11 protein-coding genes are annotated in these 16,521 nt (G+C 40.7%); 4 read left to right on the top strand and 7 right to left on the bottom strand.

Going from position 1 to position 16,521, the window contains the following annotated elements:
* Positions 1 to 8: 8 nt before the first annotated feature.
* The 3 genes from recJ to RDV52_RS07820 form a co-directional block, all read right to left on the bottom strand.
* Positions 9 to 1,733, bottom strand: coding sequence for a single-stranded-DNA-specific exonuclease RecJ (gene recJ / locus RDV52_RS07830; protein WP_172606448.1), 1,725 nt, complete (start codon positions 1,731 to 1,733; stop codon positions 9 to 11).
* Between the two features lie 136 nt (positions 1,734 to 1,869).
* Positions 1,870 to 3,075, bottom strand: a complete 1,206-nt coding sequence (locus RDV52_RS07825) for a C1 family peptidase (protein WP_004362740.1) — start codon at positions 3,073 to 3,075, stop codon at positions 1,870 to 1,872.
* A gap of 84 nt (positions 3,076 to 3,159) precedes the next feature.
* Positions 3,160 to 4,557, bottom strand: a complete 1,398-nt coding sequence (locus RDV52_RS07820; protein WP_040556790.1) for an aminopeptidase P family protein — start codon at positions 4,555 to 4,557, stop codon at positions 3,160 to 3,162.
* An 86-nt stretch (positions 4,558 to 4,643) separates the two neighbouring features.
* Here RDV52_RS07820 and RDV52_RS07815 point away from each other — a divergent pair, with 86 nt between their 5' ends.
* Positions 4,644 to 5,519, top strand: a complete 876-nt coding sequence (locus RDV52_RS07815) for a patatin-like phospholipase family protein (protein ID WP_004362738.1) — start codon at positions 4,644 to 4,646, stop codon at positions 5,517 to 5,519.
* A gap of 2 nt (positions 5,520 to 5,521) precedes the next feature.
* On the opposite strand, the gene trmD is transcribed toward RDV52_RS07815, so the two are convergent.
* Entirely contained in the window at positions 5,522 to 6,196 is a 675-nt protein-coding gene (trmD, locus tag RDV52_RS07810) for a tRNA (guanosine(37)-N1)-methyltransferase TrmD (protein ID WP_004362737.1), read from the bottom strand.
* Positions 6,197 to 6,295: 99 nt separating this feature from the next.
* Here trmD and RDV52_RS07805 point away from each other — a divergent pair, with 99 nt between their 5' ends.
* Complete coding sequence (locus tag RDV52_RS07805; RefSeq protein WP_004362736.1) at positions 6,296 to 7,045, top strand: nucleoside-specific channel-forming Tsx family protein; 750 nt, start codon at positions 6,296 to 6,298, stop codon at positions 7,043 to 7,045.
* A gap of 409 nt (positions 7,046 to 7,454) precedes the next feature.
* On the opposite strand, the gene RDV52_RS07800 is transcribed toward RDV52_RS07805, so the two are convergent.
* A complete protein-coding gene (locus RDV52_RS07800; RefSeq protein WP_004366192.1) occupies positions 7,455 to 7,898 on the bottom strand; it encodes a hypothetical protein in 444 nt (147 codons plus the stop codon).
* Between the two features lie 329 nt (positions 7,899 to 8,227).
* Here RDV52_RS07800 and RDV52_RS07795 point away from each other — a divergent pair, with 329 nt between their 5' ends.
* Positions 8,228 to 13,864 (top strand): alpha-2-macroglobulin family protein, encoded by a 5,637-nt coding sequence (locus tag RDV52_RS07795; protein WP_040557021.1) that lies wholly within the window; start codon positions 8,228 to 8,230, stop codon positions 13,862 to 13,864.
* Positions 13,851 to 14,786, top strand: coding sequence for a 4-hydroxy-3-methylbut-2-enyl diphosphate reductase (locus tag RDV52_RS07790; protein ID WP_004366195.1), 936 nt, complete (start codon positions 13,851 to 13,853; stop codon positions 14,784 to 14,786). The genes RDV52_RS07795 and RDV52_RS07790 overlap by 14 nt, the downstream gene beginning before the upstream one ends.
* Positions 14,787 to 15,427: 641 nt before the next feature.
* On the opposite strand, the gene RDV52_RS07785 is transcribed toward RDV52_RS07790, so the two are convergent.
* Together RDV52_RS07785 and fldA are read right to left on the bottom strand one after the other, a co-directional pair.
* Entirely contained in the window at positions 15,428 to 15,775 is a 348-nt protein-coding gene (locus RDV52_RS07785; protein ID WP_004362730.1) for a DUF2023 family protein, read from the bottom strand.
* 45 nt (positions 15,776 to 15,820) lie between these two features.
* Positions 15,821 to 16,309: a flavodoxin FldA gene (fldA, locus tag RDV52_RS07780; protein WP_004362729.1), complete on the bottom strand. Its 489-nt coding sequence runs from the start codon at positions 16,307 to 16,309 to the stop codon at positions 15,821 to 15,823.
* Positions 16,310 to 16,521 lie beyond the last annotated feature (212 nt).

Below are 16,521 nucleotides of genomic sequence, written 5' to 3'. Positions count from 1 at the left end.
TTACCTGCCTATTCGTTTTCAGAGGGGCGAATACCCTCTATCTGAAGTTGAACAGCACCACGCTTGAACACATTATCTTCGATTGTGTAAACGATGTCGAATGAACGTTTCGACTTAATATAGCGTGCAGAACGACTTTGTCCAAAAGCGATGCCATTCATTACATTGTTCGATTTTGAATCAACAAGCTCTAACTTAATATGTTCTTGCTCTCTACCAACAACTTTGCTGGTACCAAAATCGAATACTTCCTTCGTGCAGAATAACGGTTTCACGTTCTCCGGACCGAACGGTGCAAACCGTCTTAGGTCGCTATGAAACTTTTTGGTAATATCCTTAAAGTCTATAATGGCATCAATATCTAATGTTGCTTCTGTTTGATGAGGTTCTATATGTTCATCAACATACTTTTGAAAACGATCTCGGAAATCTTTTACATTCTCCCATCTCAATGTTAAACCTGCCGCATAGGTATGACCGCCAAAGTTGATGAGCAAGTCGCTGCAACTTTCTATAGCAGCATAGAGGTCGAAACCTGCTGCAGTTCGTGCCGAACCTGTGGCTAAATCGCCTTCGCGAGTAATGACTATGGTGGGACGATAGTAAATTTCCGTGAGGCGAGAAGCTACAATGCCAATGACGCCTTTCTTCCAATGCTCGTCATAAAGCACAATGCTGTTTTGATGTTTCTGGCTCTCAAGCCGCTCAACAATCTGGTTGGCTTCATCTGTCATCTGCCTGTCCACATCTTTTCGCTTGTCATTGTACTTGTCAATGTGCTTCGCTTCCGACAGCGCAGCAGCCAAATCGCGTTCCACAAGCAGATCTACACTTTCCTTTCCGTTCTCCATACGACCGCTGGCATTAATACGTGGACCTATCTTGAAGATAATATCACCCATCGAGATTTCTCTTCCCGTAAGTCCACATATATCTATTATGGCTTGTAATCCTACACTGGGATTTTGATTTAGTTGCTTTAAGCCATGGAAAGCAAGGATACGATTTTCGCCTACAACGGGAACGAGGTCGGCAGCAATACTCACTGCGCAGAAGTCGAGCAGCGGAATAAGACGCGAAAACGGTATGTTGTTGTTCTTTGCAAAGGCTTGCATAAACTTGAAACCTACGCCGCAACCACACAATTCCTTGAATGGGAAGCTGTCGTCAGCACGTTTCGGATTTAATATAGCTACAGCCGGAGGCATGTTATTATCTGGAACATGATGGTCGCAAATAATAAAATCGATACCTTGTTCCTTTGCATAATTAATCTCTTCAACAGCTTTTATACCACAATCGAGTATGATAATAAGCTTTACCCCTGTTTCTTTTGCAAAATCTATTCCTTTCTTACTCACACCATACCCTTCATCGTAGCGGTCAGGAATGTAGTAATCTATATTAGAATAGAACTGTCGTAAAAATTTATACACCAATGCTACAGCTGTACAACCATCTACATCGTAATCCCCGTAGACCATAATACGCTCTTTACGCCCCATTGCATCGTTCAATCTATCAACTGCAATATCCATATCTCGCATTAAGAAAGGGTCGATAAGGTCAGAAAGTTGCGGACGAAAAAATCGCTTTGCTGCACTCTCTGTAGTTATCCCACGCCTTATAAGTAACGAAGCAAGGATTGGACCTATATTGAGTTTCTCGCCTAATTCTATTGCTGCATTAGTCTGTTCAGATGTAGATGGTGTGTAGTTCCATTTCAATTGCATCTTTATTGTCTTTATTTCTGCTTGTAAAGGTACAAAAAAAAGCGTAAGCCTCAAAAAGACTTACGCTTTTTTAATTCTATATTACCATATTAAAGCCTTGATGAGGCTTTAACAAGGTGCAATGACTGTCTTTTAATTACAGGCCCAACTTTGCACGAATATCTGAAGGAATGGCATTCTTATTAACCATGTAGTCCATTGTATTTGCCGCAATGAAGTTCTTGGTCATATACCAAATACCTTTGTATTTGCCAGTCTCGCCCCAAGAGTTCTTGACCATATAGTATTCCTTACCGAATTGGTCTTTGGCAATACCGAAGATAAGCATGCCATGGTCGTCGGTAAGTTCCCATGTATCGTAACGGTCCTGACGCATCTTCTGTGTAGGAGTTACTTCTGGAACCTTTGCACCAAGTTCATCAATGAGGCTGCGTTGCTTTGCAGGAGAAAGACCCAACCAACGTGCCATATCACTACCTTGGAGGCTCTGAACCTTCTTTCCATCTACCATATATGCAAGACCATCGCGTGTAAATCCTGGTTCACTAACATCGCCACCCCATGCCACGCAATAGCCATTCATAACAGCATTGTCTATAATCTTCATCATTTCGTCCATAGGAACATTGTAAGATTGTGGCATACGCCAGTTGTCTTGTACCTCAACAGCAAATGAGGTATAGAATGGATGGTGAGTATAAGATGTTATCGTTACGTAGTTTTTCCAATTCAAACCGAGACTTGAAGCAAACTGCTTTGGAGTATAGGTTTTACCATCGTATGTAAACTTCTCAGGACATTTACCAAGATAAGCATCAATAATTCCCTGGAGACCTTGTTTCCACTGATTAGAAATCTTGTTTGACTTATTTCGTGCCACAGCATTTACGTATGGTTCCATTACAGAGAAGAATTCATTAAAGTTAAATAAAGAATCACCTGTTAAAGAACCTGGGAAAGGCATTGCTCCTTCTGGGCAAATACCATAATTCTCAAGACAATAAAGAGGGTCATAGCAAGAACCACCCTGGGCAAATTGTGCATCACCATGCATACGAACTACTTGAATAGCACGATCCATATAAGTTTTGTTTGCAACAAAACTCTCGCAAAGGTCGTAAGTCTTACCCGTTGCTTTCAGGATTTCTGCTTCAAAATAGCTCAATGTAGAATAATCCCAGCACGTACCTGAACGGTTTTGGTTCTTAATGCTTGTGATAGGATTTTCCTTAATCACTGTAAAGACAGGACTGTTGTCTACTTTCTTTGCAGCTTTTTTAGGAGCTGCGTTAGCACCAATCGCAAAAACAGCGAAAAGTGCGAGCACTAAAGTCTTTTTCATAATTCTCAAATGCTACCAGTTAGTTTATACTCTGGTTCTCTTTTAAAAATTTAAGTTGTTAATAATATTGATTTATTTTCTGAATTAAGCATTCATAAATGCCTCTATATCCTTTGCATAATAAGGAATACGGTCTTTTCCTATGAACCGACATCCATCAGCAGTAACAAGTATGTCGTCTTCTATGCGAATACCACCGAAGTCCTTATATGTATCGAGTTTATCGAAATTCAAGAACTCGGCACAATGTTTTTTAGCACGCCATTCATCAATAAGTGCAGGAATAAAATAAATTCCAGGTTCGTCAGTTACAACAAAACCTTCTTGTAAACGACGTCCCATACGCAAACAATTAGTACCAAATTGTTCGAGATTAGGACGAGTCTCTGCATCGAAACCCACATATATTTGCCCTAAAGCTTCCATATCGTGGACATCAAGTCCCATCATGTGTCCTAAACCGTGGGGCAAGAACATAGCATGTGCTCCGGCAGACACAGCTGCATCTGTATCTCCCTTTGCTAAACCTAACTCCTTCATACGTTCAAAGATAATGCGGCAGACTGCAAAATGCACATCAGCATATTTCATTCCTGGTCTCGATAGTTTAAGAGCTGCATCGTGTGCTTCTACAACCACATTATATATATCGAGTTGTCGTTGTGTAAATTTACCATTTACAGGGAATGTTCGTGTATTGTCAGAGCAATAATGGCTCATCGTCTCCCCACCACAATCACACAAAACAAGTCTACCATCTTCTAATTTTGCCATAGAAGGATTGCCATGCATAATTTCACCGTGCTGTGAAAATATTACAGGGAAGGATACCATTGAGCCATAGGAATTAGCTATACCTTCTACTTGTCCTGCTACATACTTTTCAGTAAGTCCAGGTTTCGTTATGCGCATTGCAGTTGTATGCATCTTATAACCAATAACAGCAGCACGCTCAAGTTCTTCTATTTCCTCGGCAGTCTTAACAGAACGCATTTTTACGACAGCATTAATAAGCTCAAGGCTTGCTTCTTCGTTCTGCTGATTAGGATGGATACCAAGCAAATCGCAAATTTGTATCTTAATATCGGCACGATAAGGAGGTAAGAAATGTATCTTTCGATTAGAAGATTTTGCCTTCTCACAAATTTTAGCCAATTCACTCATAGGAGCAGAATTATTTACTCCAACCTGAGCGGCTAATTCTTTGACCGAATCAACACTTCCAAACCATACGATATCTTCAATATCAATATCATTCCCTATCAATATTTCTTTATTTTCATTGATATCTATCACGCCAACAAGTCCGTCGCGTTGTTGTCCGAAATAGTATAAGAATGACGAATCTTGGCGGAAAGGTGAATACCCATTCGCTGGTGAATTTACTGGAGACTCGTTGTTTCCAAACAAGAGTATAATGCCGTCTTTTACAAGCTTTTTAAGTTCTGCACGGCGAGCTATGTACGTTTCTTTACTAAACATATTGCTTTCATATATTAGTTTAGCTGCAAAGATAATAATATTTCTCATAAATTCAGTATCTTTGCATAGTTTTTATAAGTTTTTTAATGGAAATCGACATAAACACAGGATTAGTATTAGAAGGAGGAGGCATGCGAGGAGTGTTCACCTCTGGTGTTTTAGATGCATTTATGAAATGCGACTTATATTTTAAATATACAGTTGCGGTATCTGCCGGAGCTTGTAACGGTCTTTCATATATCAGTCGACAACCACGCAGGGCAAGAGCCTCAAACATTGATTTATTGGCAAAATACGATTATATAGGATTACGCCATCTCGTTACACAAGGTTGTATTTTCGATCCCGAACTTCTTTATAAACGATTTCCTTACGAGCTTATCCCTTACGACTATGATACCTATTTCGAGAAGATAAATTTGGGTTATACTTTCGAAATGGTTACAACAAACTGCAAAACGGGAAGAAGTGAGTATTTACAAGAACGTAATGGCAATAAACACAGACTGAATGAAATTGCACGTGCTTCAAGTAGCCTTCCATACGTTAGTAAGATTGTAGAAGTTGATGGGGAGCCCATGCTCGATGGTGGAATTATTGATTCTATTCCACTTATGCGTGCCATAGAAATGGGACATGGCAAAAATGTTGTTGTTTCCACGCGCAATAAAGGTTGGCGCGATAATAGTAAAGATTTGAAAATACCAAGGTTCGTCTATAAGAACTATCCGCGTTTACGTGTAGTATTAAGTCATAGAATAGAAGCTTACAACAAACAATTAGATATGATTGACGAACACGAAAAACAAGGTGATATAATAGTATTGCGTCCCATTAAACCTATTGAAGTTGGAAGAATGGAGAAAGATGTAGGGAAGCTGGAAGCTCTTTATAAAGAAGGGTTTAATATTGGTGAAGACTTCTGTAAGTCTATAGACCTTCGGAAGTTGATTAATAAATAAGACTACCTTAATAAATCGGGGCGCAAACGTCTTGTCCTCTCCATGGCCTGGTCAAATTCCCATTGACTTATTTTAGCTTCGTGTCCACTCAACAATATTTCGGGAACCTCCCACCCTTTATAACTCCTTGGGCGAGTATAAATAGGTGCCGACAGCATATTGTCTTGAAAACAATCAGACAATGCACTTTGTTCGTCGCCAATCACACCTGGAATAATGCGAACTACTGCATCTGCTATAATAGCTGCCGGTAATTCTCCACCTGTCAGAACAAAATCGCCTACCGAAATCTCTTTTGTTATCAGATGTTCTCTTACTCGCTGATCCACTCCTTTATAATGTCCTGCCAATATAATAAGGTTACCCCCTAATGACAAATCGTTTGCCATTTTCTGATTAAACAGTTCTCCATCGGGCGATGTAAATATTACTTCGTCGTATTCGCGTTCTGCTTTCAAGGCACTTATACACCGGTCTATTGGTTCTATCTGCATCACCATTCCTGCCTGCCCGCCAAAAGGATAATCATCAACACGACGCCATTTGTCCTTACTATAATCACGAAGATTATGCAAATGTATTTCTGCCAATCCTTTCTTTGCTGCCCGTGCCAAAATACTTTCATGCACAAAGCCTGCAAGCATCTCGGGTAATACCGTTATTATGTCTATTCTCATATTGTAAGCACAAAGTTAGCAATATTTTTAATGAAAGAATGTAAGCATTAAGATTTTTTTGTAACTTTGCAGCAAATTCTATCACAAACTAAAATACTTATGAAAAAGATTTTCTCTTTCGCCATCGCTTGTATGGCAACTTTCGGCAGTGTTCAGGCTCAAAACGTGCAACTGCACTATGACCTTGGTCATAATCTCTCTGACGATTTAAGTAATCGCCCTGCTGTTACCACCACTGTAGAAATGTTCAAGCCCGATAAATGGGGCTCTACCTTTTTGTTTACCGATATCGATTATAAAAACGATGGGGCGGTAGGTGCCTATTGGGAAATTGCACGAGAGTTTTCTGTTACTAAAAACAAGCATTGGGCAGCCCATATAGAATATAATGGTGGCGCTGCTACCGGCGAACTTGCAACTGGATATTATGGAAATCGGTTTCAACATGCTGCACTTCTTGGTGGCGCCTGGAACTGGGCAAATAAAGATTTCTCAAAAACTTTCAGTGTGCAGCTTATGTACAAATATTATTTCAAGAATAAAACTACAGGCGAGCACCCATTTAGTGGTTTCCAGCTTACCGAAGTCTGGGGATTGAGTTTTGCAAAAGGCTTATGCTCTTTCAATGGTTTCTGCGACTTATGGTACGACCCAAATGTAAGCGGAAAACTTATTTTAATATCTGAGCCACAATTCTGGTTTAATTTAAACACACTGAAAGGTATGCAGGGCATAAACCTCTCTTTAGGTTCAGAAGTTGAAATCAGCAATAATTTTGTTTGGAACAACAAGGGCAAGCACAACAAGTTTTACGCCATTCCAACAATTGCTGCAAAGTGGACTTTCTAACAACTCCCCAGCTTCGCTATTCATTCCAATCTGTTAAACACATTTGCTACGGATTGCACTTTTTGACATCAGCACATCAAACATTCTTCTGGTGTGCTGATGTCGTTATATATAATAATGTGCAGCGATAAATAATGATTGGCTTCAAAAGTAATCTTGCTTTTGTCGTCACCTATTTTCTACTGAGCCATTATCAACGCATGGATTCATTGTGCTTCAAAAGCATCAGAATGCAGCTGTTTTTATCTGTTCCGTAACGGCATTCGTCGTAACTCCGTTACTGCAACTGTCGTAACCCCGTTGCGACAATGGTCGTAACTCCGTTACGATTTCAGGCGCTGTTCAGAAGAGGCATATCGTCGGTCCCCATCATTTTAATTTCGTCGAACTAACATTTAAATAGATTTATTTATTTTACTCTTATACACACCTCACCATGGTATCCATGGGCTTCGTTGTGTAGCAAAACACCATATACAAATGCCTGCTTACGAACCGAAAGCGTGTAGTAGAGTTCGTTCTGGCCGTCTATATATCCACGTTGAACGTGTTGATTGTCGTAAACACAGATGCGTCCTTTTTGTTTCGAATCGTCCTTTGCATAACCAACGAAAACTCCCAATTCCTCTTTCGGAATAGCATTAGCAAAGTCTAACTGGTAGTGCAGATACCCTGAACGACAAAGAAGTTCTCCATCGGCATAGAGTTTCTCTGCTTCATTAATGCTTAAAGGTTTGCAAGGCAGTGGATCAACATGTCTCTGCGTCCTGCTCTTCAATATTTTTGTTCGGTTTGCCAATAATATTACGCATAGCACTACAGCTAAAATAAGAAAAATATTTGTATATACCATTGTTTATAGTGTTATTTTAGAATTGCAATAATGCAATGTAAGTGGGACATTTTCTTTTGGCAAAGATATAAAAAACTATTAAAAATACCACTTTACATAATGAAAAAACCAACTTTCTCGTTTTTTACAACATAAAAGGCGTACCTTTGTAGCATGTTAAAGATTTGCTCCTTGCGGATAGGAACGTGATAAACCACGCCTCCTACAAGCAGAGAAATCGCGGTGCAACAAAGAGCAAAGATGTTGTAGGAGCGTGGTTAGTTACGTTCCTGTCATTCAAAGTAACTGCCCGTATGTATTTTTTAGTTATTTCTAAAGCAAAGAAGGTTATGAGAAAACTATTAACTGTACTTACATTATTATTTATGGTGTCATTCAATCTGTCTGCACAGAGCTACGGCGAATTGTGGAAACAAGTAGACGTAGCACGGGGAAAAGACTTGCCCAAGACACAATTGACTGTTTTAAAGAAGATTGTTGGCAAGGCGCAAAGAGAGAAATCGTACGGTAACTTGTTGGCAGCTGAGTTGCTAACCTCAAGTTTGCAGACACAAATCTCGCCCGATTCGGTTGATACGGAAAAGGCTCGCCTGAAGGAACTCTGTGATAAAACAGAGGAAACCGACAAGATATTGCACGCCGTTTACTGCTGTGCATTAGGCAAACTCTTCGATAGTGACGATGCAGAAGATAATTCGAGCACCACTTATTTCGATAAAGCAATGGCTAATCCAGCCTTGTTGGCAGACGTACAATATAGTAAATATGCCCCATTGATAAAAGGTGGAAAGAACGATGCCATATTTAAGAACGACCTTCTCCACGTTATTGCGTTCGAATCTGAACAATATGACAAGGCGGATAAATATTATTCGTCAGTCGGTAACCGCGAAGCTGCTTGTTACAGTGCTTATCTGAATGTGAAAGACGCTAATAACAAGGCAGCCTTAGACTCGCTCATAGCACGTTATGGCGATTTGCCCATATGTGGGAGCGTGGCTGTGGCGAAGTATAAGTACTTGGTTATTTTTGAAGAAATTAGTGCAAAGCAGCGCATCGAATATATAGACGATGCCGTGAAACGTTGGGGAACATGGGAAGGAATAAACTATCTGCGCAACGAACATGAACGTCTCACTGCGCCAATGGTTAAGATGTGGACTGAGAAGAATGTGGGGATACCCCATAAAGAACGGACTATAGAAAACATTAAGGTAAGGAATATCAACGACTTGACGTTGAAAATAACACGCACTACACTGACGGGCGATAACAAATTAACCCCTATCTATCACCCAGATTTAGCAAAGATAAAAGCAAAACTACAGCCTGCTACCACGAAAATTGTCAAGCGTAGTTATCCACCGTATGCTCCTTACGAGGAAATCGAGGACTCGCTACAACTTCCAAGCTTAGAGGAGGGCGTCTATTTGTTGGAACTGACTTCATCAAACAAGCGATTAGCTCCGCAATATGAGCTGTATTATGTTACCAACCTATATCTAATTGCAGAAAAACAGCCAAATTCTAAGGTACGATATGTCGTGGTTAATTCAACAACAGGACAACCTGTGCAGAATGCAAAGATAAAACTGACAATAGAAGGTCCCTACGGCAAGCCAGCCACTGTAAAATTTGTTGAGACCAATGCACACGGAGAAGCTTACTACAGTTATTTAAAAGGTGTTCCAGACGAGGTGTATGTGTCTACAAATACCGACAAAGCATGTCCCTATTCTGGTCTTAGAACAAACTATGAATATGAGATTACAACTCCGTATGAAGAGATTTACGACCTATTTACCGATAGAGAAATTTATCGTCCTGGACAAACTGTGCATGCTTCGGTCGTTGTTTATAGTCAAGATAATAAAACTTTGAAGAGTAAAGCGCTTGCAAATAAAAGTGTAAGTCTAATATTAAGAGACGCAAACGATGAAGATATAACTTGGAAAGAGGTTGTTACAGATGAGTTTGGTACTGCTTCTGCTGATTTCGAACTACCTAAAAACTTACTTACAGGCGACTTCGGTATCTATGCAAATAGTAGAAGTGGCTTTGTGAACTTTAAAGTAGAAGAATATAAGCGTCCTACATTCACGGTAGATGTAGACGAATATAAAGAAAAATACGCTATTGGCGATACCATAAAACTGAAAGGACATGCAAAAACTTATTCGGGTATGCCTGTTCAAGGTGCAAATGTTCTGTACACTGTCAATCGTCGTGCCGCATTATGGTGTTGGTATGATACAGAAAATGAGGATTTGGTTTACGAAGGTAAAGCCGTAACCGACGAAAAGGGCGACTTCGAAATCACATTACCCTTTATATTCCCTGACGAAAAGAATAGTAAGAAGACAAGAAAGCGCAGCAATTGGCAGTCAGCAAGGTTTTACAGTTTCGATGTAGATGCCGATGTTACCGACCTTGCAGGCGAGACCCGCTCTGCAAGTACATCGCTACCATTAGGTACAAAGCCTGCAATGCTAACAAGCGATATGCCCGACAAAGTGCTGAAAGATAGTTTACGCCAGATTAAGTTCTCTTATCTGAATGCTGCAGGTACGGCTATTGACGGAAACGTGCGCTATGCTATAGCATCTTATAAGGATAAAACTCCATCATTTGGCAAGTATACAACAGTAGAAGCCAATAAGGTTGTAGACCTGAAACCGTTGCAATCAGGTCGATATTTGTTGCGAGCTATTTGCGAAAACGATACATTAGAGCAAGAATTTGTAGTGTTCTCAATGGACGACAAGCGTCCTGTTGTAGAGACACACGATTGGTTCTATATAAGCGGAAACAAGTTCCCAAGTGATGGAAAGCCTGTTTATGTGCAGTTTGGAGCCACCGATGCCGACCAACACATTGTTTATTCCATCTTCTCTGGTGATAAAGTGATTGACAGCGGGGCTATTAATCAAAGCAATAGTCTTACCACTTGGAAGCTAACATATAAGGAAGCGTATGGCGATGGCATTGTTTTGAATCTTGCATGGGTAAAGAATGGCAAGCTATACACGCATAATGAAAACATTGGACGTCCTATGCCAGACAGACATCTAAATGTGAAGTGGACTACCTTCCGTAATCTATTGTTGCCTGGACAGAAAGAAGAATGGACGCTTAATGTATGCTATCCCGACGGAAAGCCAGCAAAGGCGCAGCTTATGGCAACACTTTACGACAAGAGTCTTGACCAAATTGCAGAGCACTTGTGGGACTTTTCTTCTTCATACACTAATAATCTCCCAGCCTATATAGAGTGGAGCAGCTTCAATTTCCCAATCTTAGACTTCTATGAAGTAGCAAACTACAAGTCGTTAACTGAATCTTCACTATCTCTTGCAAGATTCGATGCACGCTTTGTAAATGGTTTAAGTTTTAATCAACTATTCATTCGAGGAACCCGTTTTGCAGCAGAAACAAAGGAATTTGTAAAGATGGAACCTATGAAACTAAATGAAGCGCTACAAGGAAAGGCTCCTGGGATAAAGGCTGAAAGGGGAACTGTTAAGTTCACTGCACCCGTTATAAAAGAGGATAGCGATGTTCGTGAGGAGGCTGATGTAGCCTATGCTGTTGCCGACTCTACCTCTGTCCCTGGAAAAAGAGGTTCTAATAATGTCCAATTGCGTGAAAATCTTAATGAGACAGCATTCTTTTATCCACGTCTGAACACTGATACCAACGGAAATGTAAGCATTAAATTCACGTTGCCAGGAAGTCTTACTACCTGGCGCTTCATCGGTCTTGCACACGATAAGGACATAAATTATGGTATGCTAACCGATGAAGTGGTAGCTAAAAAGACTGTAATGGTGCAGCCCAATATGCCTCGTTTTGTTCGTATGGGCGACGAAGCAATGCTATCGACACGTATTTTTAATTCGTCAGATAAAGCTGTCAATGGCAAGGCTACTATGGAAATACTTGATGCTGAAACTGAGAAGATTCTCTACACCGAAAGCAAAGACTACGCTTTAGAGGCGAACGGAACAACAACGGCAACGTTCTCATTAGCAAGTTTGCTGTCGGAAGAAGGTGCTAACAAACTCTCTGTTGCCAACGATGGTATACTTATTGTGCGCATCATTGCCAGTGGCGATGATTATTCTGACGGAGAACAGCAATATTTGGCAGTACTTCCAAATCGCGAATACATAGTAAACACTTATCCGTTTACGCAAAACAAGGCAGGAGAGAAGAGTATTGACCTTACAAAACTGTTCCCAACAAACACCACAGACCAGCGATTGACGGTTGAATATACCAATAATCCAAACTGGTTGATGGTACAAGCCTTGCCATTTGTTGCAGATGCGACTGAGCATAACGCTATTAGCTTGGTGTCAGCTTACTATGCCAACAGCTTAGCAAGTAAAGTTTTAAAGACATCTCCTAAGATACGACAAACTATTGAAAGCTGGAGAAGCGAACAAGGAAGTGAAACCTCATTGATGTCAGCGTTGGAAAAGAACCAAGACTTGAAAGAGTTTGCTCTTAAAGAAACACCTTGGGTAATGGAAGCAAAGAACGAAAGAGAGCAGAAACAAATGCTTGTGCGTTTCTTCGACGAGAATCAGATAAAGTATAACTTGTCGTCTACTATTGAAGCACTAACTGAATTACAAAACCCAGATGGTTCTTTCTCTTGGTGGGAGAATATGCCAGGTAGCTTCTATATGACGATTGAAGTGGTGAAAACCCTGACCCGCTTGAACGTGTTGATGGGCGAAAAAGATGAGAAAACCGAAGATATGCTACGTTTTGCATTTGCTTTCTTAGACAAAGAAGTGGCTGGACGTGTTGCAGAGATGAAGCGTCTGCAACGCAAAGGATATAAGAACATCTTCCCATCTGATGCGCTTTGCGACTATTTGTACAGCAATGCATTGGCAAAACGCAAGACAACAGCAGATATAACCTATCTTATCGACCTGTTATCAAAGAAACCTGTAGATTTAACGATATATGGCAAGGCTAATACGGCGGTTATCTTGCAGCAGTATAAGCAGATACAAAAGGCTAAGGAATACTTGCAAAGCATCAAAGAATACACTGTTTACAAGGAAGAAATGGGCAGATATTTCGATACAAAGAAAGCTTATTACAGCTGGTTCGACTATAAGATACCAACGCAAGTGGCTGCGATAGAATCGTTCAAGACGATTGCTCCCACCGACAAGCAGACGGTAGAAGACTTGCAACGTTGGCTTTTACAGTCAAAACGGACGCAGGCTTGGGATACGCCAGTAAACTCTGTAAATGCTATTTGGGCATTTATGAACAACGGACAGTGGACAATGGACAATGGTGAAGCGAGCGTTTTGAAACTCGACGGAAAGGTTATGGAACTTCCAAAGGCTACTGCAGGCTTGGGATATGTGAAGGTAACACAGCCAGTAGCAGTCAATTCACATAACGAAAGCGAAGGCAAGCAAGTTGCAAACACGCTCACCGTAGAGAAAACAAGTAGTGGAACAAGCTGGGGAGCAGTCTATGCACAGTTCTTCCAGCCTGTTACAGAGATAAAGGCAAGCAACGCAGGACTTACCGTAAAGCGCGAATTGTTTGTGAAAAACGGCGATAAGAAGTCAGCAAATGGCGTTCAGGCCAAGGTCGGCGATAAGGTTGTGATACGCATTACGATTGTGGCAGACCGTGACTACGACTTTGTTCAGGTTTCCGACAAGCGTCCTGCGTGTCTTGAGCCTGTATCGCAAACCAGCGGATACCAATACGGTGGCTACTACATAGCACCGAAAGATTACTGCACAAACTATTATTTCGACATGATGGCAAAAGGAACTCACGTTGTGGAAACAGAATATTTTGTAGACCGTGAAGGCGTTTACCAGTCGGGAACGTGCACTGCACAATGCGCCTATGCGCCTGAATATACAGGTCGCGAAGGAGCAATTAAAGTAAAAGTGAATAGCAATAATGCTTCAAATTGAAATAGATGAGGGCAGCGGTTTCTGCTTTGGTGTTACGACTGCTATTAAAAAAGCCGAAGAAGAATTAGAAAAAGGGAGGCAGTTGTATTGCCTTGGCGATATAGTACACAACAGTATGGAGGTGGAAAGGCTTGCCAAGCGTGGGCTGATAACCATTAACCACGACCAGTTGCGCGAACTTCACAATGCAACAGTGTTGCTTCGGGCACACGGCGAGCCTCCCGAAACCTACGAGTTGGCACGGAAGAACAACATAGAGATAATCGATGCCACCTGCCCTGTGGTGTTGGCGTTGCAGCGACGCATAAAGAATCAATACGAAAAAAACGGCAATAGCGTTGCGTGCGACCTTGAAAAGGTAGACTTGGAAACGGAGTTGAAAGATAGGAAGAAAGCAACCGCATCACAAATCGTTATCTTTGGCAAGCCCGGACATGCCGAAGTATTGGGTTTGGTGGGTCAGACGCATAGCCACGCCATTGTGATAGAAAAGTTTGAAGATGTGCAGCAACTCGATTTCAACCGCGATATATATCTTTATTCACAGACAACGAAGAGCTTGAACGAGTTTCATCGTATCATCGAATATATACAGGAACATATTTTCGAGAACGCCAAATTTCGCAGCTTCGATACTATTTGCCGGCAGGTAGCTAACCGAATGCCGAACATTTCGTTGTTTGCTGCAAAGCACGACCTTGTTCTCTTCGTTGCCGGACGGAAAAGTTCTAACGGAAAAGTTCTGTTCCACGAATGTCTAAGTGTGAATTCTAACTCGCACCAAGTGGAGAGTGCCGACGAGATAGACATGGAATGGTTCAGGAATGTACACACCGTTGGCATCTGCGGAGCCACCAGTACCCCCAAGTGGCTTATGGAAGAGTGCCGCGATGAGATACTTCGACAGACTACCGAAGCCTAAGCTACATTCCTTTGAGCAATTTGCTGTTTGTTTATACATACATAAAGGACTTTTGTACCCCACGAGTTGTATGCGTTCATATCCCACAAGTGGGTATACAAAGACACACTATGCATAATAGAACTCCCATCGAAAAAGCCTACTTTATGAACGAAAACAAGGCAATAAACATGCAAATACCTTTTACAAACATAGCTATTACTCAACTATCTGCTCACCAATGTATTACAATACCTATTGTTTTGCAATGCAAAAGAGCCTGTTTGGCGTTCCGAAAGAGCCTGTTTTGCATGGTAAAAGTGGTTGTTCCACATCGTAAAACAGCCACTTCCATAACGCTAAAACATTATTATAAATTCCCGTAGAGGTCATTTTTACAAAAAGAATGTATTTCTCTCGAAAATATGGTAACTTTGTTCTAAAACATCATACTGCCTAAATTGCTCTAATAATGTGACAAAATGGGGATTCCTAATTGACAACACAGAATATGAAAACTTATTTGTGGAAGAGAAAAGGCAAAAGAAAAGGCTGACTTCACAGCCAGCCTTAATCCTATACAAAAACATTATGAAATAATTTTATTTCGCGAACAAGATTTTTATTTAGTATATAGCATGGTCTCTACCATTACTATTTTCTTATTGTACCTGACTGCATGTGCGACATTTCCTTTCACAATAACGTTCACACTGCACTCTGATATCATATCCTAACATTGCCCCGAGAATGAAATCCTCTTCTGGCGAAAGCTGATTCAGTGGTTTGGTGATAAACAAGCGGATTGCATCTAAACATTCTTTACGACCAAAGAACAAATTCAAACTATTGTTTCCTACTGGCTGAATAATATAAGGTATCTGCTGACTGTGGAGGCGTGCAACTACAAAGTCTTGGTACTTTTTGTTGAAAGTATACAACACCATTTGACGCACTCCCTTTTTGAACTCATAAATATGGTTCAATAAAACTTTCATATCAGTAGCCATACCTAATGTTATGCCTATGAATGTTCAGATACAATCAGGCTTTCTTTAAAGAGAACCTTTAATACTATCTAACCAAGCATCAATTCTGCCTTCTGTCTTATCGTCTTCATTAACATCGTCAAGTGCAAGACCAATAAACTCACCATCTACAACAGCATCGCTATCGTCGAACGTGTAGCCTTCAGTAGGTACACTTCCTATGATTTTTGCACCTTGGGCAGCATCGTAGATCTCTTTCATTGCACCGCAGAACGTGTCAGAATAAGATTCGCTGTCACCACAACCGAAAATTGCTACAGTCTTGCCAGAAAGATCAGCATTCTTCAAAACGTTTATGCCATCGTACCAATCGTCCTGCAATTCGCCTGCTCCCCAAGTAGAAGTACCAAGGATTAGGTTGTCGTGATTGGCAATGGTATCAGCAGAAAAATCTGCAACGTTGATAGCTTCTACACCCAATTTCTCTGCAATGGTGTTTGCAATATTCTCACATGTACCGGTTGATGAACCGAAAACTACTATTGTACTCTTCATATTCGTATTGATATTTTGTTACGTTTGTTTTGTTTACGTTTGCAAAGATAGAGAGTTTCCTTGTTCCGTGCAATACCTAAAAATAGGGGTTCTTGCAAAATACCTACTTTTAAGTAGTGGTTTGTTAGCTTTGGCGCAGCTTTTTCTACAAGAAAAGAAGTAACAAACGGACTTTAATATTTTTATTTTACATTCATTAAAGAAATCGCAGC

The sequence above is a fragment of the Prevotella nigrescens genome, from assembly GCF_031191185.1.
Taxonomy (GTDB): domain Bacteria; phylum Bacteroidota; class Bacteroidia; order Bacteroidales; family Bacteroidaceae; genus Prevotella; species Prevotella nigrescens.
The sequence above is the reverse complement of the archived record's forward strand: the minus strand, read 5'-3'. Positions and strand labels throughout refer to the sequence as shown.